General features: G+C 58.2%; 34 protein-coding genes and 1 tRNA gene. 3 read left to right on the top strand and 32 right to left on the bottom strand.

All coding sequences use genetic code 11. From position 1 onward, the window contains the following. Positions 1-50: 50 nt before the first annotated feature. The 4 genes from DK254_RS34050 to DK254_RS00445 all read right to left on the bottom strand — a co-directional run bounded on the left by DK254_RS34050 (position 51) and on the right by DK254_RS00445 (position 1,592). A tRNA-Ser gene (locus tag DK254_RS34050) sits at positions 51-113 on the bottom strand. 148 nt (positions 114-261) lie between these two features. Next, the gene (locus tag DK254_RS00455) at positions 262-522 is read right to left on the bottom strand and encodes a hypothetical protein (protein WP_109931530.1); all 261 of its coding nucleotides are present in this window, start codon (positions 520-522) and stop codon (positions 262-264) included. 30 nt (positions 523-552) lie between these two features. Beyond that, positions 553-1,062 carry a DUF2514 family protein gene (locus DK254_RS00450; protein WP_109931528.1) on the bottom strand — a complete coding sequence of 170 codons (510 nt, stop codon included), beginning with the start codon at positions 1,060-1,062 and terminating at the stop codon, positions 553-555. Then, complete coding sequence (locus DK254_RS00445) at positions 1,059-1,592, bottom strand: glycoside hydrolase family 19 protein (protein WP_109931526.1); 534 nt, start codon at positions 1,590-1,592, stop codon at positions 1,059-1,061. The genes DK254_RS00450 and DK254_RS00445 overlap by 4 nt, the downstream gene beginning before the upstream one ends. Before the next feature lie 171 nt (positions 1,593-1,763). Here DK254_RS00445 and DK254_RS00440 point away from each other — a divergent pair, with 171 nt between their 5' ends. Next, positions 1,764-2,705 carry an acyltransferase gene (locus DK254_RS00440; protein ID WP_109931524.1) on the top strand — a complete coding sequence of 314 codons (942 nt, stop codon included), beginning with the start codon at positions 1,764-1,766 and terminating at the stop codon, positions 2,703-2,705. Here the strand turns inward: DK254_RS00440 and DK254_RS33655 are convergent, their stop codons facing one another. The 13 genes from DK254_RS33655 to DK254_RS00385 form a co-directional block, all read right to left on the bottom strand. Then, entirely contained in the window at positions 2,706-3,557 is an 852-nt protein-coding gene (locus tag DK254_RS33655; protein ID WP_146219536.1) for a hypothetical protein, read from the bottom strand. After that, entirely contained in the window at positions 3,554-4,228 is a 675-nt protein-coding gene (locus DK254_RS00435; protein WP_218281379.1) for a DUF2793 domain-containing protein, read from the bottom strand. The genes DK254_RS33655 and DK254_RS00435 overlap by 4 nt, the downstream gene beginning before the upstream one ends. Then, positions 4,225-7,293 (bottom strand): phage tail protein, encoded by a 3,069-nt coding sequence (locus tag DK254_RS00430; protein WP_109931522.1) that lies wholly within the window; start codon positions 7,291-7,293, stop codon positions 4,225-4,227. The genes DK254_RS00435 and DK254_RS00430 overlap by 4 nt, the downstream gene beginning before the upstream one ends. Then, a complete protein-coding gene (locus tag DK254_RS00425; RefSeq protein WP_109931520.1) occupies positions 7,286-7,720 on the bottom strand; it encodes a C40 family peptidase in 435 nt (144 codons plus the stop codon). Before DK254_RS00425 ends, DK254_RS00430 begins: the two co-directional genes overlap by 8 nt. Further along, positions 7,717-8,604: a DUF2163 domain-containing protein gene (locus DK254_RS00420; protein WP_109931518.1), complete on the bottom strand. Its 888-nt coding sequence runs from the start codon at positions 8,602-8,604 to the stop codon at positions 7,717-7,719. The genes DK254_RS00425 and DK254_RS00420 overlap by 4 nt, the downstream gene beginning before the upstream one ends. A 116-nt stretch (positions 8,605-8,720) precedes the next feature. Next, on the bottom strand, positions 8,721-8,852 hold the full coding sequence (locus tag DK254_RS34655) for a hypothetical protein (RefSeq protein WP_256595767.1): 132 nt from the start codon (positions 8,850-8,852) through the stop codon (positions 8,721-8,723). Positions 8,853-9,098: 246 nt separating this feature from the next. Then, on the bottom strand, positions 9,099-9,974 hold the full coding sequence (locus tag DK254_RS00415; RefSeq protein ID WP_109931516.1) for a DUF2460 domain-containing protein: 876 nt from the start codon (positions 9,972-9,974) through the stop codon (positions 9,099-9,101). Further along, positions 9,974-12,868, bottom strand: a complete 2,895-nt coding sequence (locus DK254_RS00410) for a phage tail length tape measure family protein (RefSeq protein WP_109931515.1) — start codon at positions 12,866-12,868, stop codon at positions 9,974-9,976. The genes DK254_RS00415 and DK254_RS00410 overlap by 1 nt, the downstream gene beginning before the upstream one ends. Positions 12,869-12,922: 54 nt before the next feature. Then, positions 12,923-13,621, bottom strand: coding sequence for an SPOR domain-containing protein (locus DK254_RS00405; RefSeq protein WP_109931513.1), 699 nt, complete (start codon positions 13,619-13,621; stop codon positions 12,923-12,925). 53 nt (positions 13,622-13,674) lie between these two features. After that, entirely contained in the window at positions 13,675-14,166 is a 492-nt protein-coding gene (locus tag DK254_RS33650; RefSeq protein WP_146219535.1) for a hypothetical protein, read from the bottom strand. Continuing rightward, on the bottom strand, positions 14,166-14,600 hold the full coding sequence (locus tag DK254_RS00395; protein WP_109931509.1) for a Panacea domain-containing protein: 435 nt from the start codon (positions 14,598-14,600) through the stop codon (positions 14,166-14,168). Before DK254_RS00395 ends, DK254_RS33650 begins: the two co-directional genes overlap by 1 nt. 305 nt (positions 14,601-14,905) lie before the next feature. Next, positions 14,906-15,892 carry a BRO family protein gene (locus DK254_RS00390; protein WP_218281378.1) on the bottom strand — a complete coding sequence of 329 codons (987 nt, stop codon included), beginning with the start codon at positions 15,890-15,892 and terminating at the stop codon, positions 14,906-14,908. A gap of 77 nt (positions 15,893-15,969) precedes the next feature. Next, complete coding sequence (locus DK254_RS00385; protein ID WP_109931505.1) at positions 15,970-16,110, bottom strand: Arc family DNA-binding protein; 141 nt, start codon at positions 16,108-16,110, stop codon at positions 15,970-15,972. A 66-nt stretch (positions 16,111-16,176) separates the two neighbouring features. Here DK254_RS00385 and DK254_RS00380 point away from each other — a divergent pair, with 66 nt between their 5' ends. Together DK254_RS00380 and DK254_RS00375 are read left to right on the top strand one after the other, a co-directional pair. Continuing rightward, complete coding sequence (locus tag DK254_RS00380; RefSeq protein ID WP_109931504.1) at positions 16,177-16,443, top strand: Arc family DNA-binding protein; 267 nt, start codon at positions 16,177-16,179, stop codon at positions 16,441-16,443. 21 nt (positions 16,444-16,464) lie between these two features. Next, positions 16,465-16,956 (top strand): hypothetical protein, encoded by a 492-nt coding sequence (locus DK254_RS00375; RefSeq protein WP_109931502.1) that lies wholly within the window; start codon positions 16,465-16,467, stop codon positions 16,954-16,956. Between the two features lie 177 nt (positions 16,957-17,133). Here the strand turns inward: DK254_RS00375 and DK254_RS00370 are convergent, their stop codons facing one another. The 15 genes from DK254_RS00370 to DK254_RS00300 form a co-directional block, all read right to left on the bottom strand. Then, positions 17,134-17,337, bottom strand: coding sequence for a hypothetical protein (locus DK254_RS00370; RefSeq protein ID WP_146219534.1), 204 nt, complete (start codon positions 17,335-17,337; stop codon positions 17,134-17,136). Between the two features lie 278 nt (positions 17,338-17,615). Further along, positions 17,616-17,846, bottom strand: a complete 231-nt coding sequence (locus DK254_RS00365; protein ID WP_109931540.1) for a hypothetical protein — start codon at positions 17,844-17,846, stop codon at positions 17,616-17,618. A 77-nt stretch (positions 17,847-17,923) separates the two neighbouring features. Beyond that, on the bottom strand, positions 17,924-18,286 hold the full coding sequence (locus DK254_RS00360) for a phage tail assembly chaperone family protein, TAC (RefSeq protein ID WP_109931498.1): 363 nt from the start codon (positions 18,284-18,286) through the stop codon (positions 17,924-17,926). Between the two features lie 9 nt (positions 18,287-18,295). After that, positions 18,296-18,790: a phage tail tube protein gene (locus tag DK254_RS00355; protein ID WP_109931496.1), complete on the bottom strand. Its 495-nt coding sequence runs from the start codon at positions 18,788-18,790 to the stop codon at positions 18,296-18,298. 187 nt (positions 18,791-18,977) lie between these two features. Beyond that, on the bottom strand, positions 18,978-19,349 hold the full coding sequence (locus tag DK254_RS00350) for a DUF3168 domain-containing protein (RefSeq protein ID WP_109931494.1): 372 nt from the start codon (positions 19,347-19,349) through the stop codon (positions 18,978-18,980). Next, positions 19,349-19,792, bottom strand: a complete 444-nt coding sequence (locus DK254_RS00345; RefSeq protein WP_109931492.1) for an HK97-gp10 family putative phage morphogenesis protein — start codon at positions 19,790-19,792, stop codon at positions 19,349-19,351. Before DK254_RS00345 ends, DK254_RS00350 begins: the two co-directional genes overlap by 1 nt. Then, positions 19,785-20,396, bottom strand: a complete 612-nt coding sequence (locus DK254_RS00340; protein WP_109931490.1) for a bifunctional 2-polyprenyl-6-hydroxyphenol methylase/3-demethylubiquinol 3-O-methyltransferase UbiG — start codon at positions 20,394-20,396, stop codon at positions 19,785-19,787. The genes DK254_RS00345 and DK254_RS00340 overlap by 8 nt, the downstream gene beginning before the upstream one ends. Further along, positions 20,347-21,174, bottom strand: a complete 828-nt coding sequence (locus DK254_RS00335; RefSeq protein WP_109931488.1) for a hypothetical protein — start codon at positions 21,172-21,174, stop codon at positions 20,347-20,349. Before DK254_RS00335 ends, DK254_RS00340 begins: the two co-directional genes overlap by 50 nt. A 3-nt stretch (positions 21,175-21,177) precedes the next feature. After that, entirely contained in the window at positions 21,178-21,540 is a 363-nt protein-coding gene (locus DK254_RS00330; protein ID WP_015648612.1) for a Gp49 family protein, read from the bottom strand. A 61-nt stretch (positions 21,541-21,601) separates the two neighbouring features. Next, positions 21,602-22,174 carry a GIY-YIG nuclease family protein gene (locus tag DK254_RS00325; RefSeq protein ID WP_109931486.1) on the bottom strand — a complete coding sequence of 191 codons (573 nt, stop codon included), beginning with the start codon at positions 22,172-22,174 and terminating at the stop codon, positions 21,602-21,604. Between the two features lie 118 nt (positions 22,175-22,292). Then, positions 22,293-22,649, bottom strand: a complete 357-nt coding sequence (locus DK254_RS00320; RefSeq protein ID WP_109931484.1) for a phage head closure protein — start codon at positions 22,647-22,649, stop codon at positions 22,293-22,295. Beyond that, positions 22,650-22,970, bottom strand: a complete 321-nt coding sequence (locus DK254_RS00315) for a head-tail connector protein (RefSeq protein WP_109931482.1) — start codon at positions 22,968-22,970, stop codon at positions 22,650-22,652. Then, positions 22,951-23,355 (bottom strand): hypothetical protein, encoded by a 405-nt coding sequence (locus tag DK254_RS00310; RefSeq protein WP_177411996.1) that lies wholly within the window; start codon positions 23,353-23,355, stop codon positions 22,951-22,953. Before DK254_RS00310 ends, DK254_RS00315 begins: the two co-directional genes overlap by 20 nt. Positions 23,356-23,710: 355 nt before the next feature. Beyond that, on the bottom strand, positions 23,711-24,898 hold the full coding sequence (locus DK254_RS00305; RefSeq protein WP_109931478.1) for a phage major capsid protein: 1,188 nt from the start codon (positions 24,896-24,898) through the stop codon (positions 23,711-23,713). Further along, complete coding sequence (locus DK254_RS00300; RefSeq protein ID WP_109931476.1) at positions 24,895-25,785, bottom strand: head maturation protease, ClpP-related; 891 nt, start codon at positions 25,783-25,785, stop codon at positions 24,895-24,897. The genes DK254_RS00305 and DK254_RS00300 overlap by 4 nt, the downstream gene beginning before the upstream one ends. Between the last annotated feature and the right edge of the window lie 122 nt (positions 25,786-25,907).

Genomic DNA, 25,907 nt, shown 5'->3' with positions numbered 1-25,907 from the left:
GGAGCGCAAATAAAAAGCCCCGTAGACCTTGATCTACGGGGCTTTCATGTTGGAGGCTGAGGTCGGAATCGAACCGGCGTTCACGGATTTGCAATCCGATAGAAAGACTCAGCAATGACGCAATGTGCAACGCATTTGGCGTCCCATTATCATTTCAAAATCACACCTCTGTAACCCGCATGGTTGATAGGGGTGCATCTCCAGTTCTGGAACCAAAATTCCGGCCCTCTCTGCCCGTTCTGGGCGCCCAATCACACCGATCTAGCGATACTCCGCGACGCCCTTCCCAGCCGACCGCCATTCTTCTTGTGGCGAGTTAGACCGGAGCATGACGAATGCTTCAACCTCCTGCCCCTCTTTCGGTTCCGCCGGGGAGATAGCGGCATGGCGACCAGCCGCGTGGCCGGGGAACATGTCGGAGTTCGCCGACACGTGGTATTCCCAAATCCCGAAATTTCCCGCGTTGCCGACCATGCGCTCCAGCTGAAGCCGCGAGAAAGTGCCCTGACGAATGATGAGCATGCCGATCTCCGATAATTGAAGGCCGGCATTCTACCGCAGGCCATCGTAAGCCGCCTCGCAGGCTAGCCCCCGGGCTCTGGACTGGTCAGCAATGTCTGCCAGGCGCCCCGCTCTTTCGTCAGCGCGCTTGAGCACGTCGGCGAGCACTCGGGCGGCAGCGGCAGCTGCCTTGCTTGCTCCGGCAGTGCAGGTATCGCCGCGGGCTTCACTTGCTGCCAGTCTGGCTGCGAGTTGATCGGCGGCGTCCCGCAGGCTGCCAGCAGAAGCACGAGCAGCGGCAGCATCCATTTGAGCTTTGTCGATTGCACGTTGGCCGTCCTCGGCGAGTTTGTTGATGGACTGTTGGCGGGATTGCTCGATAGTGCGCTGTTCGGCCTGGGCCTTGGCGGTAGCCGCGGTGTCGGCGGCCAGGTGCTGGTCCCATCGAGCCTGCCAAGCTGCATCCGTCGTCGTCACGCCGTGGTGCCAGCATCCAATGCCCACGGCGGCGATGATCAGCACCATCAGGAGTTGGCGCCAGTAGCTGAGCAGCCAGGTCATACCAGCACCGCCTTCGCCTTCTCCCAGAGCGCCAGGCGATCAGCCTGACCGTTCAGGCCACCGTTGATCACCCGGGTGATCTGCTCGAACTTGCCGGCGTCGGCCAGCTCGTTCAGGCCATTACTCGACCACCACCAGGCTGCGGACGTGGCTGCCCACTCTGCTTGTTCCAGTAGCTCAGGCTGGTCGAGCAGCGGCAGGCCAAGGGCGCCACCAGCCTTCCGGTAGTTCTCGCGGCCGGTGATCTGGATCAGGCCGCGGCCCTTAAATCTGGCCCCGTCGCCGGGCTGGGTATTGCCCAGGTCCTTGCGGCCCTCGTAGCCCTTCTGCGCCGCGGTAGGTCCCCATATCTCGCGCACGTAGCGCAGCTGGCCTGACTCATGGCCGATCTGGGCCAGGAATGCCGCCTGCCGCACCGGCGAGTCGATCCGGTAGCGCTGCATGGCTCGGTTTAGCGCAGGAACAAAAACGCCAGCTCTCTGGCTGGCGTTGGGGTAGATGCGCAGCAGTTGCTGCTCGGTGAGGGGCATTCGTCTCTCCGTGCCGGATACCGGCCTTTGATTGGAAATGGCTTTTGGCTATTATCAATGTGTCAAGGAGGATACATGCGATACAACCCAGCATTTGATGGATTGCGCGCCATCTCCGCTTTAATCGTATTAGCATTCCATTGCTTAACGCCGAGAATGGACGGCTGATATATTGGGGTTGATCTGTTTTTTGTCCTTAGCGGATTCCTAATAACAACGCTCATAATTGAGAAATCAAGACTAGGCGAGTTCTCATATTTAGAATTCTATAAGCGCAGATTCTTAAGGCTTACGCCTCCACTCGCAATGATGCTTTGCATCTACCTAATTGCTGCTCCTTTTTTATGGGACATTCCATTCATCAACCATTTACGAGACTCGGCAGTCTCAATAACGTATCTGAGCGATTATGCTCGCGCCTATTTCGATATCCCTGACATACTGAGGCACACCTGGTCCCTGGCGGTAGAAGAACATTACTATCTGATCTGGCCTTTATTGCTATTGACAATCGCAAGTGGAAGAGGGTTGCTGCGCACTGCGGTCAACATAATACTACTGGCAATACTGGCCACTCTCTGGAGAAAATACGAACTCTACTACTCAGACAATTCATTCATGAATGTTTATCAGCGATTCGATACGAGACTCAGCGGCCTGCTGATTGGGTCAGCCGCCGCATGCGTATCAATGGCTATTTCTTTTAGCGAGCGAGCAACCAGGCTTGCTGCGATGTTTTCTACTGCATATCTGATCTACGCCATACTTGGACTAAGAAGACTTGATTTCCAAGCACTTTATTCAGACTTAACATACATAGAAATAGCCGCTGCAGTATTAATAATATCAATCCAGCAAAACAGAAAATCAGATACAGCATCAATTCTATCCATTCATCCGCTCCCATACCTAGGGAAGCTTTCATATGGAATCTACCTATACCACTACCCAATATCTTACTACCTAAGAAAACAGCAAGAGATAGACAATATATTCTTAACCACCGCCCTATTATCGATACTGCTCTCAGCAATTTCATATCATTCAATAGAGGCGTACTTCAGGAGGGCTCGGCATGCAGCGACGAAAGAATCAATAGAAAATACAGCTTGATTACGGCGGGGAGTTTTTATAAGGATGTCCACTTGGCAGGCTTGATTGAAGACCATACCTCCAGGCTGCCCATCCAAACAAACGATCAACATCATCAGTCGAAAGTTGCGAATTCCCCATGAGCGAGCATGCAATTTCCACATCAGCCCACGCAGCAGCAGAAAATCCACTACTAGAGAACGCACCGCCTATACCAATAGGGCCAGTACTGATTGTATTGCTCGTCGCACCGGCACCTGTCCATAGGCTCGTTCCAGAAGCGATTAACTGGCCATCCAAATAGGAGTCGACTTGCCGATCCGCCCACCTGAAATAATCAAGGCGCATATACCACGTACCGGCCGAGGCAGCGCCATCTGCGGCATATCCGAAAGAATCCGTATCCAGGCGCCTGCCTCCACCTGCGTGGACGTTTGCTCCACCGACATCAATTCCTATGTACTGTGCTGCTCGAATGCCAGGCGTAGAACCGCCGCGACTGACGCTCGCAATGATCCGATTTATCGCAGAACCATCCGCCGCCGTCTTCTTCACGACCGAAAACATGTACCCGTAAGTGCGGTTCTGGAACAGACCGAACGCAGCAGTGGCCGTTGTCTGCAGGACATCGTTCACGCCGTCGAACAGCACGGTACGGCGCCCATTCAGCCCACCACTGACCGGCGTGGGACGGTTTGCGGCGGTAGTCTGGGAGACATCCCAGGCATTCCCGGAGCGATCGCCCCACACGCTGACAGCACCCGATGCCAGCGTCATGGGGCTGGAATCGTCCAGCCATAGGCGAGGAACAGCGGTCAGCAGCGATGGGTTCCAGCCCTGAGCATACGACATCAAAAGCGATTGCATGCTCATGTCAGGCCTACCCCGCTGATCAGCCATTCGGTTGCAGTCACCTTGACTGCTGTGGCGATCCCATTCGGCGCCAGAGTCCGACTTCCCGTTGCGCCAGATCCGGCCAGGCGCATCGTATCGGTAGTGATCGCAATCGTGATCAGGCCCGCACCGTTCTGATTCAAGAACGTCACCATGTCACCGATGTTGAACGCCACGGAACTGTTCGCCGGGATGGTGAACGTCCGGGCAGTCGTATCAGCGCTGGGGTGCAGAATGTGCTTACCCACATCTCCGAGGACCAGGGTGTAGTTCGCCGATTGTGAGTTCTGTGGCATGTTCCCCGACGATCCCCCGCTTGAGGAAACAGCCCAAGCCGTACCGTTCCACTCATAGGTCACATGCTCATCGAGGACGCGTACGGACAGCCCCTCGCGAGGAGCGACGAACGTCCAAACCCCGAATGCCGTGATCCAGTAGGCCAGGTTGTTCGCCTTCCCAGCCCATGCTCCAGTGGGACTGGCGCCAACGATGTATAGAGCCCCATTTGCCGGACTCCCAGGGGGCGCTGACAAGTCCTTGTCCAGCGCCGCACAACCGATGAGTTGATCGATCATGGCGAACGCCTCGTTGGCGTTCAGATAGTTCGCCTGTCCGTTCGCTAGATCAGGCATGCCGAATTTGACGGTCAAAGTGTCGCCTCCAGGACGTAGCCGCGGCCGACAGTGCCGCTGAGCTGGTAGATGCGGAATGTGATCGAGGACTGAGCCGAACCGAAGTCGGTCGCCTGGTCTGCGGCGCTATAGGTCCAAGCCGGCGATGTCACGGAGATCGTCCGCTTCACCGTGGCTCCAGACATCACATCGATCTCATAGGCCTCGGAAGTCTCACCAATCGGAGCAACGACGCCATTGGTCCACCAGGTGCTGCTCAGCCGGCTGCGGCGGGTGAAAGATCCCGAGAAGTTGCTTGAGGTGTCGCGTGCACCCTTTGCATATACCGGACTCAAGCACTCAAGGTTGACACCCTGGTAGGTGAACGCAGTGTCGTCTGCACTATCAATGCTGGCCCCTTGGGTTACTCCACGATAGAGCGAGGGAACACCGATCGAGCCAATGGCCATATCAATGAAGATGTTGTCGGGATCCGCAAGGAGAACCAGATAGTCGCCAGATTGGTGAAGCCCTGTCGTCCACTCGGTTCCGCGATCCCCCCGAACAAACCCGGACAGTCGATAGCTACCATCGGCCTGCAGCACAGCATCCTGAAACCGAATGATCTCCCACCGGCCGTAGGCCCCATAGGCTGCATAGTTCGCACCCAGCAGCATCTGGTCACGCGTGATCGACTCAAGCTCGCCCGAAAGCATGTCGACCACCAGTGCGCGCTGATCAATGAGCGTGCACGCACTGACAGGCAACGTCCCCCGAGCGAACCCGATCGTCGCTTTCCCGGTGAAACCCTGCAGTTCTGTCCAAGTCTGCCCGTTGTCGACCGACCGGACCATTACACCACCTGGCCAGCCATCGGTGTAGCCACTCATCACCCCCACGAATCCAGGGGTGTTCTGTACGGTCTCGTCGACAACGGGAATGTCGAGTTCAAGCGCCAGCGATTGGCCGCGCAGGGGAACATTGCCACTTGGACCCGGGCCAGGTGCTCCAGCCGCGTTGCTCGAATAGATGGCGGCGTTGCTCAGCTTGGATTTGCAGGTGAGACGGCCATCCGATTCGTAGTTGATCTCGGTCAGACGCAGCTCGAAGGTGCCGAACTTGGCCTGCACGGCAACCACATCAGCCGTTTCAAGCGCCAGATAGGTTGGCGGCAATACCGGGCCGTCAAAGTCATCTCGCTCCAGCCAACGCAAGAACAGTAGTTTCTCGGACATCTGCGCGATCTCGTCATCGCTCAGAACCAGCGGAATGTCACGCTCCTCGGCATTGACCGCCGAGGTGTTCAGGCGCTCGTAGGACTGCGTTGCCGATGCGTATTCGCGGGTGGAACTCAAAGCAGTGATAGTCACCTTCTGCGGCAGTTGAGAGTCCATTTCTCGGCTATATGGAAGGGAGTCACCGATGTCCGCACTATCGTTCGCCGCCAGGTCTTCCCATGGGATCGTCATCACCGAAGACTGCCCACGCGGGACGAACTTGATCTTGTAGCCGGAGGGGACGACATCGAACGGATATGCACCTTGCAGCGGTTCGATCACAGACCTTATGGTGCCCCCCGGAACCCTATAGCCCCGTACGTCCTGGGTGAGCAGCGAAACATTGATGTCGCTCGGCTGAATCAACTCGGAAAGCGCGACCTCGCTGGCAATGACGTCACCAAGATTTTGGTATCCGTAGTCGAATTTCACTGACCGGATGAAGGAGATGATCGAACTGCCAAACACCAGAGTCAGCACACCATCCGAAGCTGCTCCCCATATCTGATTGGTGGAGAAACTATGCGAGAGGACTTCATCCTGTACGAAGTTGCCCGAAGAATCGCGCAGAAACGTCCGCACGCTCGGGCCAATAGTTGCGCCATCACCGGAGTCGATCAACCACATGACCTCTCCACCGGCCTCGACAATCGGCGTCGCCCCCTTATCCGGGTGGTAGATGTAGTTGCCGATCCAGCGGGTGTAAGGAACCCCGGGAGAAAGCTGAACCTCGTGCGTCGAGGTCAAGACGCCATCCGAGTAGATCTCGTAATAGCTTGACAGGTCTGCTCGGCGGCGGAAGACGTAGAGCAGATCGTCCACCACATAGGCACCAAAGCCGATATAGCTCTCCCCTGCATATGGCGTCAGCAGGGCGGTCTGGAGCCCGTTGGTATGCGCGCCGTATACTGAAACGTAGGTATAGGCATTGTTGTAGTGGTACGACCACGCCCATTTTCCATCGTGTCCAATGGGGTAGTTGAACGAGGACAGGGCAGGATTGACGTATTTCCCCGCAACCGACTGCGCCGAGACGAATTGACCATCTGCCAGCCGATATTTGAACTCGAAGTACCCTCCCACATCGCCGAGGTCTGGACGCGGATCACTAGGGTTTGCAGCGAAGGTCACCACTCCGCCCCCTGCGCTTACAACTGTAGCCGTATCGTTCAGCGCAATTCGCCCCTGGGCGGTCTCCAGGTATTCACGGAGCCCCTGGCCGTCAACCTCGGCAATCACCTCTACCTTGAACTGCGCCGCCTGCAGAGTATTTCCGTAGTCCGCCAGGGCAAAATCATCGAACACGATGTAGGAATAGCCCCTGAACGCCGGCGCATTCCCCACGCCTACGTCAGCCTCATAGCGCGGATCTGGCAATTGGTCATCGGTGCCGCGGTAGAGCCTCCAGCCCTTCGCTGCCTGGTTCGAGGCAATGATGGTTTCCAGGTCATCACTGCCGGCGTTGTAGATGAGCTTGTCGGCGCACCAGATTCGGCGGATACCAGCAATCTCGCCTTGGCAGAGCATGAGCGCGAAGGTGGCGAAGTACGAATAGGTCTTGGTGACCGTCGACGCCCCGCCCTTCCCGCCCGATTTCTTTTTCTTGACGACTTCCTTGAGCTGGTTTTTCTCCATCCAGACAATCTGGCTACCGGATAGGCCGACGGTGCCGTAGACGCGAGGAATGTCGCCGCCATACTCGCTGCCTTGGAAGGTTCGATTGGAGAGCTTCCCAACCTCGATAGTGGTCTTCTGCTGTTGAGAAAGACCAACAAGGAGTGCACCAACTACCCCGACGCCGATGCCTATCGTTAGGGGATCAGACATCAGTCACCTCGGAAAATCTGTAGGCACGTACAACACGTCCGAACCAGCGCGAATCCAGGCGGTGGACGCAGACCTTGCCGTGCTGCTCGCTGGCATGGATGACGTAGGGATGGCCGCGGTACTCGCCGGCATGGATCGCGATGTGTTGGGGCTGCTTGGTCATGCGCATCAGAAGGACGTCGCCAGCCTGTGCGTCGGAAACGGCGATACGCTGCAGGGATGGCTGGGCATCCATCTGGCGCTCAAGCTCCCCGTCGAAGGGCGTGCGCGGATAGCCCTGGGCATCACGATGGGGAATGCCCAACGATTGGCAGACGACGACGTAGAGGCCTGCGCAGTCGAGCCCCAGGCCAACGATACGGCCCTGGTGCCGAAACGGCGTCCCCTCGGCTTCCAGGGCGGCGGAAACGATTTCGTCGCGAGTCATGCGCCCCTCCCCACTGCTCCAGATTGGGAGGCGGTCGGCATATCGGGCTGGCCACCGAAGTTCGGGCCGTTGCCGTACTTGCCCACGCAATCTTCGGTGCGGCGCTTGCGGCAGCCGGGAATCATCACGTAGGCATCCCCGGGCGCGATGGCATAGGGGAACGGCTCGTGCGTGGTGATGACGCCAGCCAAGGTCGACGACTTGATCTGCTGGGGCTTCAATCCAGCGTTGAGCCCAGTGGTGAACATCACCTGTCCGGCGGTGAACCAGTCATCTGCCTCTGCCCTGGATGCGTCGGTGAAGGCGTACTGGCTGGTCACCCCGGTGACGCTGCCGCTGACCTTGTAATCGTTGATATCCGGGCCGTCCGGGTTGGAGCGAGGGCCGGTACAGCGGCTACGGGTAGATGCGATGATCCGGCCATCCAGCGTCTGGTCGAACAGGGTGTAGGGGCATTGAGCGGTGAACACCGCACCGACCGACTGATTCAGGGCATCCACGATGCTCATCATCTCGGCCTTGTAGGCGTCATCGGTGAGCGTGGTCTTGCCGAGGATCATGACGCCAAGCGGCTCTTCGTCCTCGATGGGCGCCTTCCAGGAGGTGGCGAAGATGTAGCAGCGAGCGTTGTCGAAGACACCAGTGGCCAGCTGCTCCCGGGTGATTCCCTGGTTCAGGATGCCGGTCAGGTCCACGCTCGACGGCGACATGCTGTCGGTCGCATCCAGCCCGCTGAACTCGTAGCCCGACTCGGTCGAATAGACCGTTCCGTTGCTCATCACCAGGTCAGTCGGATAGGCAGCCAGGCGAACAAGAGTGCCGTTCTCGGCCACGATGCGGGCGCAGTAAACCCTCGTCTTCCAGTCTGCGACGTGTGGTTTCATGGATGATCTCTGGGAGGGTCAGCGAGCAGCGAGAACGAGGGCAACGCCGGAGAGGATGAGGAAAGCGGTAATGCCGAGGGAAATCAGGATGCCGGCGATATTGGCTGCGCGCGGCGTCATCTGGAAATCGCCCCAATTGCGGTGATTAGCTCTGGCAACCTCGCGATCAGAACCAGGGCGCCAATGGCGAGCGCGGCATGCCACAGGTTCTTGCGGAACTCGGCCGGTTTGATGTTCACGGATTCCATGAAAGCTCCTAGGAATTTGAGGGTGAACCTCTTATCCTTCATCTACGTTCTGCTCCTTGTCCTTCCAAGGGGTGGAAATAAAAAGCCCCGGACGTTGCGAGCGCTCGGGGCTTTTGCTTTTTAGTAGTCCGAATAGGGAGCCAATCGAATTGGCGTTTCCCTAGCCGTGTAATAGGCCAATTATCCGACCACCCACCGTTCTGACCTAGCGCCACTCCGGCTATGCCAGATTCAAAGCTTCGTAACTTATGGGTTCAGCAACTCAACAAGGGTAAGACCCGAAGCTTGCCCAACATCTGCGCTCAGTGCCTGGACGTTGAAGTTGGAGTCGAAGGCAACGGGAATGTCGAACTCACAGCCCCCCGTCACGATGTCGGTTCCGGTATTGAGCGGGCGTGTCTGGACCGTGCCGCCGCTGGTGTAATCGCTGAAGCTGGTGGAGTTGATCGCAACGGTGATGGATGTTCCGGAGCGTGCGGTGATGATGCCGCGGCGCCCGTTTATCTGCGTCATGCCAGCCACGCCGGAGATCACTACCGACTCACCGACGGCGAAGCTGTTGGCTACCGTGATGACCGTGGTAGCGCCCTTCGTGATGCCAGTGATGGTGCCCGTCTTGTTCGCCGCCAGCGTCACCCGGCCGGTCGTGTAATCGATGGTGGTTCCATTGGGGTAGGCCAGGCCGGCAACGGCGATGACGGCCTTCCCGGACACCGGCTTGAAGATCGTGCGGCGCGGCCGGCCGATGCTGGCCAGGCCGGGCTTGTCCCGGCCGTATTCCTTCACCAGTTGGTAGACGCCATCACTCACCACATCCAGCACGCAGTCCAGCGAGGTATAGGCGGATTGCCCATCGAGCGCCGTGGTGTAATCCGCCCAGGCCTTCACCCGGAAACCCGCGAATCCACCCCAGGTCCGGTAGTACAGGCTGGCCACTTCCTGAGCCAGCTCCTTGTTGTACTTTACGTACTCGATGTCGAAGGTGCGGTATGGCTTGCCATTCTTCAACGAGACAAACCGCGAGCCGCCGGCCGTGGTGGTGACGCTGGTGAAGAAGCTGTCCTCTGCCTCGGCGCCGATTCGGAAGCAGGTGTCCAGGCGCTCCTCGATGAACTCGCCCATCAGCTATACCTCCCGGCCGCATCGACTGCACGAGCGATCTGGCGCGCCGCTTTGGCAGTGCTGGCCTGCTGTTCGCGCGAGCTTCCGCCACCTTGCTGGTAGAAGTTGATGACGGTACTGCGATTGTCATTGTTCGCGGCGATCATCGCGGCACTCGCCTTGCCAATAGATGTGTCCAGCTTGCCGGCGCGCAAGGCCTCTAGGTTGTCAATACCAATCCTGGAGGTCGCTGCGGCGTCGAAAACAAACTCCTTGCCATGGACCACACCTGCAACATCGTTCACGCCACCATTGCCGGTATATCCACCTTCGCGGAAACCACCGCCAAGAAGCGACGTAGTGGCTGCGCCAGCAGCCATAATCCCCGCAATCGCAGCAACAGAGTTCACGCCGAAGCTGGCCAGCGAAGCCATGGTGGCAGCCGGAGCATAAGCTTCTGCAATGGCGGCCCCGGTTGTCGTAGCCTGAGTCACTGCGGTAGTGGATCCAGCCTGCCCGATAAATGCCTGCGCAGCCTGAGCTACAAGCCATTGCGCCGCCATCTGGGCCAGCGCCTGGACGATCGACTGCCCAATAGTCGCAGCGATATTGCCGAGCGCATCATTCAAGCTCTCGGCGCCAGTCAGAACATCGTAGATGCCATCGCTAAGCCCCTTAACGGAGCCATTCAGAATGGTGTTCGCGGCATCCGCCGCCTGCTGGTAGTAGTTGCTGGCGTTGTCGACGTAGTTCTGCAGGGATTCCTGTACGCCTTTCCCCCAATCCTGCTGGGCGGCGTCCAAATCTTCATAATGCTTCTTCTGCTTCTCTTTGGACTTGGCGTAAAAGTCATCGAGAGCATCCAATTGCTTCTTGTACTGCGACTGGCTAATTCCGCCATTGCCCTCGCCCAGGGTGGCCAATTTCGCAAGTTGGGCCATATCGTTCTGGCGACTCTGCTCAAGCCTCAATTGCTCCTGAATGCGCTGGCGCTCTTTGGAGCCCGCCCCAAGTCCAGCAAGATCCAGGTCATAGGCCTGCTGCTGGGACTGGAGCTTGCTGTTCAGGCTATCCTGATAGGCCAGAACCTTCAGGTTTTCCTGGCGCAGTTTCAGCTCCTGCTCCAGGCCAGCATTTCGCTTCAGCTGAGCCGTGATCAGGTCGGAGCTGGCCAGTAGCTGCTGCTGGTCTGCGGTGAGCGTCTTCTTCGACTTGATCTGTGCGAGCTCTTCTTCCCACTTAGCCAGCGCCTGAGCCTGGGCGCCCAGCTTTTCGCCGGTATCCAGTTGTAACTGCATGGAGGCGTATTGCTGGCGGAGGTTGTCCAGCATCTTGGTGCCGGCGTCTTCTTGGTAAGCCTTGGGCTTGGCGGTGGACTTCTTGTCGAACTGATCGTTGATTTGCTTAACCCGCTCGGCATAGGAACCACCAGAAAACTCCTGGCCGTTGTACTCGACGCCGGCCAGCAGCGGGCTTGATTGACCGGTAATCGCGGAGGCCTTCATCAACCCAAGGTATTCGTCTTTCAGATCATTCAAGGCCTTCGCCTTGCGCTTCTCTGGCGATCCATTGGAGAGCGCAGCATCAATGGTGCCGGACAGGCGGATATAGTCCTGCTGCGCCTGGTTAACGTCGGCCTGGGCTTGCGCCAAGTCCCCTTCGGATTTGACCTGTGTATCCAGCAGCTTGAGGCGCTGCTGAAGGTATTGGATACCTTCCTGGCCGGTGACGGTGCGACGCTCACCAGGGACGGAAACCTCTTGTCCCGGAAACTTCTGCAGGAAATCCAATTGGCTCTTGGTCTGAGTCAGAAGCTCGGAGTTAGTCTGTGGCATGAACTTTGAGCGACCGAAGTTGTAGGCACTGGCCGCAGCCTCAGCGATGCTGTTCCAAATCTGCTGTACGCCAGTAAGGGATTCCTTGTAATCCTTCAAGCGCGCCATTGCGTTCTTGTTCAGGCTTTCCCCGAGAACATCCAGAGCCTTCTGGTGGTCGCCTTGATCATCAAGGGCCTTGATAAGATCGTATTGCTCGGCGGTGACAAGGTGATATTGCTCACTTGCCTTCTGTGCCGCTTCAGTGGCGTTTTTACCAAGCCCGGCAAAGGCAGTGGCGATGTCGGCAGCGCTCTTGCCTGTGTACTGAGCCACGGCAGCAGCAGCTTCGCCGAGATTAGCGACTTGGCTATAGCTGAGGTCACCGGCAGTGGCCAGGGCTTTCACCGCATCTTCAGCATCACTAAAGTCTCCGACCGTAGCGCCAATCTGACTGGAGAGCGCAATTAGTTGCCCAGTGGTAGCGCCGATGGTCTTGTTTCCAGCGAGGAGAGCTTGATCGAACTCGCTCTGCGTCTTCTCTGCATCGTAATAGGTAAGCGCAAGTGCAGCGACAGTCGCTCCAGCCAAAGTCGCAGGCCCAACCAACCCAGCAATATACCCGGCAGTACCTTTCAAGGCAGAGCCAACACCGCCAAACTGATCCTTGATTTGGCCGCCTTGTTGCAGAAATACCGTCAGCGGATTTTGTCCGGCCTGAAGCGATACGGCGATATCTGTGAACTGGGCCGGAAGGCCGCGCATGGCCCAAGCTGCTTGTTTGGCAGTTTGGCCATACTTATTTAGCGAAGAGCCACCAGCATCCAAGGAATTTCGCGCTTCATTAATAGCTTTGCTGAGGTTCTCATATTCCGTCTTATCAATAACCCCGGAACCGCTTTTGAAAATGCGATTCAGTTGTTCTTGTCTCTTTTCCAGACGATCATAGGCAGCAAGCGTCGGGTCGAATTCTTTCCGGAGATTCTCCAGGGCCTTCTGCTGCCCCTTGATGGTCCGCTCTGCCTGATTCATACCGCGCTCAAAGCCACCGGTATTGGCGATCAGATCGACCGTCAGGGTGCCAAGGGAATCTGTTGCCATATCAATCTCCGGACAATAAAAAACCCGCCTAGGCGGGTTGTGTTAAAAACACAATCAATAGAATCTGATAACGAATCCGTGCAGTTTAATTTTTTTGTCAATTTCTTCTGCCTTCGAATCAGCAATGCTCCTGCTGTCGAAAGGCCCGGCGTAAACTAAATTAACCCCATCCCGCTCCTTGATATATGACGGGATATCAATAGATTCGACATTCCCCTTGATTTTTTCCGCTCTATCCCTTGAAGAAAGAGATGCCAGCATGACAGACCATTTAACATTACTGGCCTCTGTATTTGCTGGCTCTATTTTATACTTTTCCGGATCATACCCGATCACGCACCTGGGATTCCAAAATGTCATTTCGAAAGGAGTTTCCAGCCTACCGGGAACGAATTTATCTTCTCCAGTATCCATCTGTGCATCTACTACAATCGCGCCAGATTTAGACAGAATTGTTTTTGCCACGAATCTAACTGATCCGGCATAAGCTCCAAATGCATTCTTTCCGTTTACGTATCCGCAAACATAACCTATCGGCTGATTGTCTACTGACTCTTCCGATCTTTTTAATGCGACATCTTCAAATTTTGCTGAATCCGGGTCCTTCAGCATCCTTGCTATTGATTTCTTGGCTTGGCTAATTGCCAGCTGCTCATTATCACCGCATCCGACAAGCAGAGCGGAAACAATACAAATAAGCGCTACTTTCCTCATGGCATCCCTCCCAGTCATAGACCGGTCGGAATCTAGCATGGAGCAGCGCCTGGGCCTAGATGCGAGAAGCCCCGCACGGGGCGGGGCTTCTTCTAGGTATTCTTCTTCTGCGAGGGACACACTTCATGATTCGGATCGTGCCACAGTACCTTGAAAGCCGATCCGGCCTGGAACCCGAAAATCCTCAGCGTTCCCGTCAGACGCATCGAGAAGATGGAATCCTGATCGTCAAGTTTCAGTTCAGTCAGACGAGCCTGCGCCTCCTTCGATATCTGATCGACGGGAATGCTATGACTGTTGGTTCCGTTGGTCCTTCCTCCAGAAGCGCTCTTGATTTCCTGCCAAGTCATTGTCTCGATGTTGGCAAGATGGCCGGAAGTGAACAAATCCCAGCAGGACTGAGCTTCCAGCTTCGACCATCCCCAACGCTCATGATCTTTGTCGATACGCGAGAATTGCCATGAGACCTTCTGCGTATCCTGTGATGCAGGATTCACCCCTGCCCTGGGAGAGCCAGCGGCAACAGCAGCGCCCTGCTTTGGCTTTCCAGCCTTAGGCTGGCTCCTTGCCTTAGGGGACGCCATCAGAGCGAACTGTAGTATTCGATCATGGACTCAAGCGTGATCGGGTTGCTCGACCGTTCCCCATCAGGAACATCATGGCGCGCAAGCCGCCAAGGTTCTTCCATGTGAGTCAGATTGCTGAGCCACTGAGGGTCTTTATCCCCGTAGAAGGCAAGCACCTTGTCTATACTTTCGGCCTCGTGCGGTTGCAATTCTCCGGTTCTGGAGCCAGCAAATTGCCCGGGGGTTACGCGGAAATTACCGCGATGAGCCGTATACAGCTCCTTGACTACGGGGCCGTTAGCCCAAGCCTCAATCTGCTCCGAGAACAGAGGATGCTCGTGCCAGGTGAGGTGCCATGCCTGGCTGTAATAAACGAGCTTCTGCAGCTTCATGGCGGACATGTCACCAAGACGTTGAAGTATGTACTCCGCCACGTCAAAGACGTTTGCCATTCCCTGCCCTCCTCTCGAAACCGCTACGTCATCGTCTTGATTACGCATATGCATAATCAAAAAATGAGGCGAATTCTCCACAAGTCAAGAGCTGTGTCAAACCGTACCAGTCCGTGTCACTCCGTCCCAATCCGCTGTAGCCCGCTCTGCGCCGGACCTGTAGTCATGCGGAACACCGGCAAAGAGATTTGTAACAGCGGAACGCCAGCACCAAAACCCAGCTTGGGCTGGGTTCTGGATCATGCTTGGAGTCGTGCTACGCGACCATGCCGCGCGCCGCGCAGTCCTCGGGACGTAGTGCCAGGTTAGAAACCCCGGACGCCGTCAGTTCTCAAACTCTTGGCTGTCTCGTCGGTCTTGAAGGTGATCGACCGTTCATCACGATGCTCCCACACCCCGTGCATCTGCATGGAGATATCCCTGTAGCTCTCCAGGTGGTGACGCATGGCCAGAACCTCAATCCGGCAAGCATCCACCTCATAGCCATTTCTGGAAAGCGTTCCGAGTAGCCGCAACGTGGGAGACTTCGAATCCATCCCGCACAGCCCTTTCAGCGGGATTCCAATGCTTGGATCCGAACTGGAAAACCGCCCATAGACATGCGGGTTCAGTTCCGCCAGACGCTCTGCCGGCCAATCAATAGGCAGCCGCTCTGCCTTTCTCTCCCGCGGAAGCCATTCTCCCTCCAGGGCATACGCCCCGATGAAGTTGCGCACGCTGTCCATCTGGCTGGCCGGGATATCCTCGACGCTTACCACGCTGAACGCCTTGTGAACCTGCGACCAGATGTGGTTCTTGGCGCCGCGGCGATACGGGGCCGGCAGATGACGGACCTTGCCGTCGACTACGGCAGCCAGGCAGTGGAAGCCATCGGTGCCGATGGTCTGGCCGACGAGCGTTGCCATGCGATTTTCCGTGTCCTCGTACCGGCCGTGCTTGCGGATTGCCGGGAGGACTTCGGCGGTTACCCATTTACGGAACCGATGCTGAGGGGTTCCCGGAGTGGTCGCTTCACGGCTGCGCAGGATCAGGGTGAAAAGGCCGGATTCGTTGATGATATTGGCCTTCCCCTGACGGCCTATGTTGAACATAGACCGTTCGTCATCGTCCAGTGCCTGCAGCGCCTGGGTGGTGTTTGCGATACCAAGAGCCTTGCAGATGTCGCTCGCGACGAACCACGGATCGCTATCTATTACCAGGGTGCGTACCTCGCGAGTCTCAAACCGGAATGGAATGATCTGCGCTGTCGCAGCCTGGACATTGTTTTCTACTGAAATTGCGGTAGCATTCATCTCGTGAACTCCTTCCAAAGTTTTCACACCCGAAGCCCTAGGTGTTCCAGCACCTGGGGCTTCTTCGTTTCTGGCCATCAGGCCGCCTGCCGCTTCAGTTGCGACAGGAGATCCACCAACTGGCTGTTCATGGAGCGGTTCTGCTCTTTCGCCTGCTGCTTTACCCAGTCCATCAGGTCGCTCGGAATCCTGACCTGGGTTCTGGTCATCTGCTTCATTTCAGCCTCCGATTAGTGACACTCAGTCACTATACGAACCACTTTCCGTAGTGTCAACCTAGTGACATGGATGAAATCTACCGCTCACAATTCAGGCTGCCATACCCGCTGTATGAGCAGCTCAAGGCTTCCGCAGATGCCAATCGCCGCTCGGTCAATGCCGAGCTAGTCGCTCGCCTGGAAGAAAGCCTTCTCCGTGAGCAAGATCCTCGTATTGAGCTTCCAGACAAGGATGGCGACCTCCATAGCCTCTCCGTGAAGGAGGTTGAAGCCGCCTTACTTCAACTGAACAGCTTTGTGCGAAACGCGCTGGAGAAGCGCAAGAAGAAATAATCAAAAGCCAAGGAGACGGCCATGCTCGACCGCGACATCCAATACCGCATCCTGACCATGCTTGCTGATGCCTATCCAACTGGAATCTCAAATCCATCCGAGGAGATGGAGCTGGATGCGAAGGTCGGCGCGCAGAACTTCTACTACCTGGCCGAGCATGGGCTAATCCAGGTGAACCGCACCAGGGAGATCGGGCCGACCTATCCCACTCCGGCGATTGCCACCATCACAGCTAGGGGTCTCGATTTCCTCGCTGATGACGGAGGCCTCGGAGCAATCCTGGGCACCGTCACCGTCAAGCTCCATCAGGACTCCATCAAACAGATCATCGAGAGCAAGATTCAGTCCTCTGGCCTGCCAGAGCAGGAGAAGACCGGCCTTCTGAAAGCCGTGCGAGAACTTCCCGGCGAGGCCATGACACACCTGACAACGAAATTACTGGACCTGGGCATGGACAATCTGCCGGCAGCAGTCGGGCTAATTCGTAAAGCCCTCCATCACCTCTCCCAGTGAACTCTTCGCTACCGGCCAGTAGCAATTCTGCGTAGCCGATGACGCCATGGCTTCGGCTGTGCAGTTCGATGAAGAGCTTGGGTTCAGAATGGCCATGAATCGCCAGGAATGCCTCGGTCGAGTCAGCAGACAGCCGGCCGGCGGCGAAGATGCAGATCAGGTCACGCTGTTCGATTTTCACGCCGCATCTCCACCTAGCAAGCCCTTCTGCCCATCCCGCTCGGCCGCAACCTCTTCCAGGTCCATGTGCAGCCGGGTGATTTCCTCGTGCAGATCAGCCGCGGGGCCGGTGAGGTTCATGGGACCCCAGGCGCCACTCTTCAGCATCGCTGCCATTCGAATGACGCTTTCCTCTAGCTCGGCGTTCTTGCGTGCGCGCATTGCTTTCGTCTCCCTCGTCAATCCGATGCTCATCCGAGCAGTCTGTCCCACGGAAGATTTCCAGACAGGTATCCAACTGCAAGCACGATTCCGATCAGCCATAACGCCCAAAAGCGCGGCGGTGATAGCTTGTCAGTCATGATTCGCACCTCGCGAATGATCTTGCTAAAATCCAATCACGTTCTCCTCATGCTGCTTCATGGGGTATGAATGAAAAACCCCCGGACGTTGGCGCGTACCGGGGGTTTTGCTTTTGGCTCAAAGGTATGGGCTTGTGTCTACCGAACCCTGGCCATGCTCAGGATCGCCGCGAACTGTTCAATGGAAGCCTCTTGCGGCTCTGGATCTCCATATTCAGGTAGGAAGTCCTCCACTGCTGCTTTGCCGCCATTAACCCGCTGGATCACCCAGCAGACCTTGGCAAGCATCGCCTCGACTCGTCGGGTCGAGTTGATGGGGCCGTTTTGCTTGATGAATGAGGCCCATTGCTGGGCCTCTCGGTAACTCATTCGGGACTTAGCCTCGGCAACCGTCACCCCTCCGACACCGGCCAGCACGAGCTCATGCCAGAAGGCGTCGGAGGGATCTAGTTTTTTGCCGGTTCAGCCTGATAACCGTTGGCTGAGTTGATCGCGCCCAGCAGCGCGAAGAACAGGGTGTCGATCATCTTCCCTTCGCCAGTCTCGGGATCACCAGTGATCTGCTCCTGCGAGGTGAACACCGGCTTTCCGGAACGGTCGACGATGGACGACACGATGCGCGCCACCAGGACGTCGTTGCTCTCTTTCTGGAGCTCGAATTCGCGCATGGCGCGGTCGTAGGAAGAGAGGCGCACGAAGACGGTAGCCTTGTGCTCCTTTCCGCCCACTACCCAGGTGATTTCCTTCTCCACGGGGGCGCCGATTGCGGCGCCGGTCGATTGGATCAGGTCGAGGCTGAAGTCAGTCATGAGGTTTCCTTAGCTGCTGGATTTCGGGATCAGTACCGGCTCACCCGACACCTGGATGCCGATGCTCGACGTCACGACAGCGTTCTGCGCGAAGTCGAAGCTGAAGCTGTTCATGTAGCCCTCAAAGAGCAGCCAGGAACGGTCTTCCGGCAGGTCGAATTCGTAGTCGCCATCGCTGTTCGCAACGGCAGTCGGGGTGCTGGTGCCATCGGACCAGCCCACAGCCCAGTCCAGGCTCGCGCCAGCGTTCTTCAGTTCGAGCAGGCGGATGTGGACCGCATCCTGCGGGTTGGTGTTGATGCTGAACGTGGCGGTGCCCGGGGTGGCCAGGCCGGCGACGTAGCTGCGAGCGGTCTCGTTCAGGCAGGTGGTCTCGATCTGATCAATCGAGGTGTCGATGCCGGAGAGCGACGTGATGCAGCCAGCGTTCAGAACCTGATGGGAATCAGGATCGATGCAGAACAGGTCAGTGCCTTGGGCCTTGACCACGTTGTTTTTTGCCATGGGTGAATCTCCAGTACTGGACTTGGCCGCTTCACAGCGGTCGGTTGGCTGCCTCCCGGCAGTCGTTTTCCTTGCGCAGGAAAAGAAAAGCCCCGGCATGTGCCAGGGCTTGGAATTTGGTGCGCCCTGTCGCAACGTCTCCCGACGTGGCTAGGGGCGGCTTTGGAGGCGCGTCTCTCGACGAGGCCTAAGAACGTGGTTCGATCCAGTTCACATCGAAGCTGGACCGGTAATTCTGGGTTTCTGGATCGCGGAATTCGCCGTTGTAGCTGACCACATGGCAATCGAGCTCGATGGCATGCTCGATGGCATCCGCCGCTGAACGAGCCGCCGATGCCGTACTCGCATAGACATCGATCTGAATGCGATACCGGGCGCCGCCAGGCCTGCAGTTGAGGTGGTTATAGGGAACCCCGCCGGAGACCAGTTGCCACACCGCATAGGGCTTCTGAACGCCTTGTGTCGCTTGCCCAAAAGGGAAGAACCGAACCGGCGATGATCCAAGAAGTGCAGTCACTCCAGGATCGGCGGCCACCTTGGCGAAGATTGGCGGATACATCAGTACTCACCCAGCTTGATCAGTTGATACCGTGCGGAACTGATGAACTCGCGGAAGACCGCCTCCCTGTTTTGCTCCAGGGCCGGGCGAACGAAGGGGTGCGGAGCCGAATGCTCAGTGCCCAGCTCAACCCACCACCAGTAGAAGGTGTTCCCGCCGCCCTGCCCTTTCTTACGCTTGCGAACGCCCACCGATACGTAGGCTGCGCCCATTTCCTCGCCGAGCTTCTTGCGCTCGACCAAGGCGATGTTCTTGGAGATATCCGGCCAGGTCTTGGGATCGTCGACGCGCGATGCTCGCTCTTCCGCATCGGCGCGAACGATCTCCATCGCGTCCTTCGCCGCAGGAACCACTACCTTGCGCCTGACGTTCTCGGACAGGTTGCGGAACTTCGCCACGATATCGTCGGCGCCGCGCAGCTTGAACTCGATGAAGTCAGCCATGACGGCGGAACGCAAAGGAGGTGATGCCTTCCCGGCCAAGCTCGGACTCGGCGTGGTTGATCTCCATGACCTCGAAGCCTTGGCGGTCCATCCAGGCGATGAAGCCCTCCAGGGACCAGTACCATAGGTGTTCTGCCGGCTTGTAGTGCTTGCTCGCCAAGCAGTCCTTGGCGTCCTTGTAGATCGGCATGGAGACGAAGGCCCATTCACCGATGCCCTTCAGCACAACCTCAGGCTCGGGGATATGCTCCAGGCTGTCCCAGAAGGTCATGGCCGGCCAGCCGAAGTTCGGGTTCTTGTAGCGGCCATTGGCATGCAGCCACGCCAGGGCTTCGGGGTTCACGTCGAAACCGAAAGCATCGGCTTCCTCGACGAAGCGACCGCCGCCGATACCGATATCCAGCACCTGGCCGTCGAAGTGGCGACGGACCAGTTCAATGCGAGCGCGAGTCAGCGCCTCACCCATCGGCGTAGCATCGAGCTTCTGGTACTTCGCGAAATACTCCCCGCTATAGTCCATCGGCTGGCGAGGATGGAAGCCCATGCCAAGCTCTTCAGACCAGAGCAGGCAGTCGGTCAGCCCAGGCGGCAAAGCGTGCGTCATGATCGGCGATCCTTTTGTCACAAGTGTGCTGTTTCAGGGTGCAGCGGCAGAACCTGTCGGGGACCGCGAAGGTGATGCGGGAAAGGTCCATACATTTGTCAGTGATGTGTTCTGGCGAGTTGTATCCGCCCTGACCGCCGCAGATGATCCAGGCCGGCACCTTGGCGGCGATGGCGGCCGGAACGATCCAGCCAATCCCACCGATTACCGCGTCAGCGTGCTGGAGCAGCGCCAGCAGTTGTTCAACTGGCAGCTCGCCCTTGTGGAACTGGATGTCAGCCGGCGGAAGTGGATCGAGCGCCCACTCCTTTCCCGGCTCCAGGTCCGCCACGGAAACCACTTTCCAGCCCCTGCGGCGCATCTCTTCGGCAGCGCTGGCGATGTACTCAGGCAGTGGGTTGCGCGTGTCTGCGCGCCACTCAGCGCGAACCGTGGCTGGGCGAACCAGCACATAGCGCCCATCGACTGGCGGAGGACCAAAGTCCGGCAGGTCGAACTCGCCGGGTTCGCAACGGAACGCCTTGCGCAGCCCCTGAATGATCGGGTCTCGGCCGTAGGCGATGCGCATTTGGCCGCCGCCGACAGGGCGGTGCCAGTCGTGCTCGCGCTGGATGTTCTTGGCCTGGGTTCTCAACTGCGTCGCCGGGCGAACGCACTTCACGTCGAGGTCGAGGTAAAGCTCTGGCCAGGGTGTTTCGAGGAATGCGCCTGGGTACTTCCTCAGGAATGCCCTGGAATAGATCGAGTCGCCGAGGCCGAGCATTCCACGGATCAGCATGGATCAGTCAGCCAGTCTGCTACGCAGTTCGTAGCCCATCAGTGGCCAGATTTTGGAGACGGCATTCTGCCGGGAGATTTTCCGGCCGATCTCCGCGTCGAAGTTCGCCGGGCTCGCACAGGCCGACTCGCCGGTGACGGTGAAGCCGTTCTTCAGTACCAGTACGCAGAAGGTCAGCAATCCCAGCTCGGCGTGGTATCCCGTCAAACGCGTCAGCTCATCCTGCTGGTTGAAAGCGGTCTTCACCCCATCCTCGGCAGTGAAGAAGTATTCACCCACGATGTTCGCCTCAACGTCAGCAGGCGTGATGCGGGGAGCGGTCAGGCCCTTGGCCTGGATTTCTTGCTCGATTGCTTGGTCGGTCATTTCATGATCTCCAGAAACGACGAAGCCCGCTCAAGGCGGGCTTTCGTTCGTCGCGATTGGGTTAGGCGGCGTCGAGGCCGAAGGTCAATTGAAGCTGGTTGATGTACTCCAGCAATTCCTCCCCAGGGCTGAACCATTCGCCATGCTCGCGCAAACCAGTAAGCCGCGCGTGTAGCTCTCGCTCCGCACCGAAGGATCCTGGTACAGAGGCTATAAGTTCGAGGCGTTCGCCAGCTCCAGTTTCAAGCTGATGTAGGCGATCCTCGACATTCATACTCGAACCGATCTTGATCGATCCACGACTGTTCCGAATGAAGTAAACCATGCGGCGCTTCACCTTCCCGTCACCGTCGATCATCAATTCGTTTTCCCCTACGCCAGATAGCTCCAAAGCGTAGCGACACAAGCCCGCGACGCGCGAGTCTTCGCCAGAGGCTTTGATGCAAAGATCGATCTCGTTGATCGCTTCGAGGACTGCCATCTCATCGAATAGGCCGACAGTTCGGACGAGGCTGCATTTCAGGAAGACAGCGGCTATCCGATCTATTAGGTACTCATAGGCATCGGTCGCCTTCAAAGCAGCGTCCAGCCCATCAGCCAATCTCTTAATCTCGAAAACATTACTGTCGCGCATCTGTCGTTACCTCGCTCATCAGGCGAATAGAAACGCAGCGGGGCGGACGGATGAGCGACATCCGCCGTTCGGCTGTACGGGCCTAGCTGCGTGTTAGGTGCCCTTGTGGGCCAAATAGTTACCGACCGTCCGTCAATCCATCAGAACAGCGCAGTCTCCATTCGCGCCGAGCGGTGACATCGGTCTCTGCGCTGGTGATGTTGTAGACTCGGCCATCCCAGATGACCCGCCAGGTGTAGAGTTCTAGCCGGTCAATCGGAAACCACCGGCAGTTGATGCGAGCAGTGGTTTCGGCCTGCTGCGCATCGGCGGCGATCAGTTCACGGCCGGGGCCTGTCAGCACCTCTGCGGGCACCTCGGAACGACCGGAAAACAGAACGGTCTCCCAGGTCGTTATCACCTCACCAGTCACCGGATCTTGGGTATGCACCTGACGCTGGAACTCGATGCGGTGGCGCATGCGGTAGGCGAGCATTCAAACCCCCAGGCCGCAGCGGTACGGCATCAGTTTTACCTCGGCCGCCTTGCGCAGCGTCTCGATTTCATCGGGAGCGGCCTGGTAATTCGCCTGGAGCAGCAGCAGAACTCCTACAGTCACACTCGGCGGAAGTCCTGGCTCGCTGCTGGCCGCCTCGCTGCTCTCTTCGCAATTGCACAAGCCGTCCAGGGATTGCCGCCACATGAACTGGCAGGCTTCGTCTTCAGCACCATCCAGCAGCAGTTGAAGCTTCGCGTCATCCGAATCGTGGATCACATCCAGAAATGCCTTGGCCGTTTCAAGCGGGATCAGGCTCATTCAGCATTTCCTCCAGGGGGCGCCGAGCGAAGCAGGCCAGCGCTGTTTCGCGAGTGCAATTGATGATCTCGATTGCCGGGTTGTTGCGCTTCAGGCGCTCGAACTCGGATGGCCATTCCGCGATCTTGCCGGCGCTCCCAAGCCCCTTCGGGTGGTCGCCGTGCCAGTGTGATTGGCCATTGGTTTTCTGCATGTCATAGCCCAGCAGGATGATGCGCTTAGCGCCCCTGGCGATGGCCAAGGAAACTGCGCCGCCACCTGAGTTCCTGTAGTGCTCGATGCGTGCCGTCTTGATGCCGAAACGGTTGGCGTTGAGGGTGAGCAGTTCGCCCTGGAAAAGGGATTTGGCTTCCGATGCGTATCGCTCCCACCAGACCTTATCCATTGCCCAAAGGGCATCAGCCCAAGGCGTCAGTCGGAATGTCGTGTTTGTGCAGACGGCCGCCCTCTGCGGCGCGGCTGCTCTCCATTGACGGACTCGCTCGCAGTCTTCTGTAGTGAGACTTGGGCCGCTGGCGATGCAGACGGCGACTCGCCAGCCGGTGTCTTTGGGCGCTCGGCCTCCACAATGCAGCAGAGGCCGCGTGCCTCCAGTTGTTTTGCCAGGTGCGCGGAGACAGGGTAATCCGCCCCTCCCGCCTTCCTGATGATGCCGCGGTCCATGTAGGAGCGCAGCGGCCTGACCATGACTTCGGACATGAACACCTCGAAAGCGGGGCCGGTTGCCCGGCCCCTATCGGTTAGCTGGCGGTCAGCGAACCAGTGACGAACGCTTCGGGGCGATAGACCGCGAAGGCCAGTCGCTCTTCGGCGCGGATGGTGACCATATTGTTCTCGAAGTCCTTGTCGTTCTCGGTGGATACCAGAACCTCGATGTCCATGCGGTCGAAGATCTGGGCGCCGAGGGTGAAGGCTCCGGTCAGGAACTCGTCCTGGGCGATGGCCTGGGTTTCCACCACCGGCAGACGCCAGAGCGTCGGAGTGGTGCCATTCTGCGGGCTGCCGATGATGTAGCGGTTCTCGGCGTCCTTGGTCAGTTCGATCAGCGCCCAGTCGATGGGGTTGAGTACGATGCCACTGGCCGGAAACTCGGCCAGTTGCGCCTGCAGGATTGCCAGGCGGATGCGGTCGATGCGCTGCTCGGCCACCACCGATACACCACTCGGCGCGGCGTAGGCCTGAGCCTGCGGGATGATGCCGTGCAGGTTGGCGCCAGTGCCGTTGCCGTACAGCAGTTGACCCTCTTCCACCAGCATCAGGCCGTAGCGAGCGCGGGCGTCGATGTAGCTCTGCAGGGCCGCGGCATCGTCCAGGATCTGGCGGCTCGCCTTGAACAGGTGCGCGATGGTGCGAACCGGCGCGTTTTCCAGCTCGAAGGTCAGGTCGGAGTAGGGCTTCTGGGTGCCTTCCGAGACAGGAGCGGCGTTGTTGGTGAAGCCGGTCTCGCGGACGTACTCGACCGAATTGCTGGAGGTGGTGCCAGGCGCCACCAGGTCGCGGATGGTCAGGCGGCGCTGCGGGGCAGCCACGATGCCGGGGCGACGGTCAGGGGCAACCAGGGCGCCGCCGGAGCCGTCGATGGAGGTGATGGCCGAGCGCGGCATGGAGACGCGGTGCGAGCCGCGCAGGGAACTGTTCACGCCCTTCTCTTTCAGGCTCTCGGCCACCAGTTCGCCGGCGGTCTTCGGCGCGTCTTCACCGCCTTCACGCTTCTCGTTGGCCAGCATGGCCTGCTCGGCAGCACTCAGGCGCGCCTGCAGTTCGCCCTGGGCAGTCAGCAGGTCATCGACCTTGGCGCGGGTTTCCTTGTTCATCTCGCCGAAATTGGAGATCTGGGTGTTGACCTGTTCGGCCTGGGCTTTGATCTGGTCGCCGACCTGCTTCAGGCTGGCATTCAGTTCGACGATTTGTTTCTCGAAGTCGCTCATTGCGATTCTCCCTGGAGTATCTGGGTAAGTTCTCGCGCCGCACGAAGGGCGGCAGAAAGGTCAGGAGCGACAGCGCCAGGCATATCGGTCGGGGTGTCGCCACCCCCGCCAGCAGCGCCAAGCATGCTGGTCTTGAAATCATTGATGAGTTCGTTGCGCTGACTGCGCGGCATCCCGCTACGAGCCAGGGCGGCGTCAATCCGGCGCTTGGCCAGAATGGTTTCGCTGCGGTTGCTCGGGGCGCTGGAGATTTCGTCGGACTCCAGGAAGGCATCTGCCCATCCCTTGTCGACAGCCTCGCGTCCACCGATCCAGGTCTCGGCATCCATCTGTTTCACGATGTCGTCGAGATCGATGCCAGTGCGCTGGGCGTAGATGTCCGCCAGCGTCATATCGAACGGCTCCAGCCAATCGGCGATCTCGCGGAGGTCGTTCCGATTGCCCATGGCGATCAGCCAGGCGTTATGGATCATCAGGAAGGCGGCGCGACCGATGCGGATTTCATCGCCAGCCATGGCGATGAAGGAGGCTGCGGAGGCGGCAAGGCCGATGATGTTCACCGTGACCTTGCCCTTGTGCTCGCGCAGCAGGTTGTAGATGGCCAGGCCTTCGAACACATCGCCGCCGGGGCTGTTGATGTTCACGATCACGTCGACATCGTTGCCGATGGAGCGAAGCACTCCGGCAATGCGCTTTGCCGTCACTCCCTCCCCAGTCCACCAGTCATAGCCAATGGGCTCGTAGATGGTGATGGTGGTGTCGGGACTGTCGCCGGCGGCCGCACGAAGCTCAGGACGCCATGCATCCAGCGCTTTCGGGGCGAGGTCGCACTGGACGCCCGAGCGCGGGCGAGCCTCCGGCGCCGCCGGAAGATTTCGCAGAGTCATGGGTTACTCCTGTGGTTCTTCGAAGTCAGGCCCCGGAACCTTCAGTCCCGCGCCATGCTGATTGACGAGTTGCCTTGCTTCGTCGGCGGTGATCATCTTGCCGACGCCTAGATATGCCTTCT

Origin of the sequence: Pseudomonas sp. RW407 (assembly GCF_003176655.1) — a bacterium.
In the GTDB taxonomy this organism is placed as follows: domain Bacteria; phylum Pseudomonadota; class Gammaproteobacteria; order Pseudomonadales; family Pseudomonadaceae; genus Pseudomonas; species Pseudomonas delhiensis.
The sequence above is the reverse complement of the archived record's forward strand: the minus strand, read 5'-3'. Positions and strand labels throughout refer to the sequence as shown.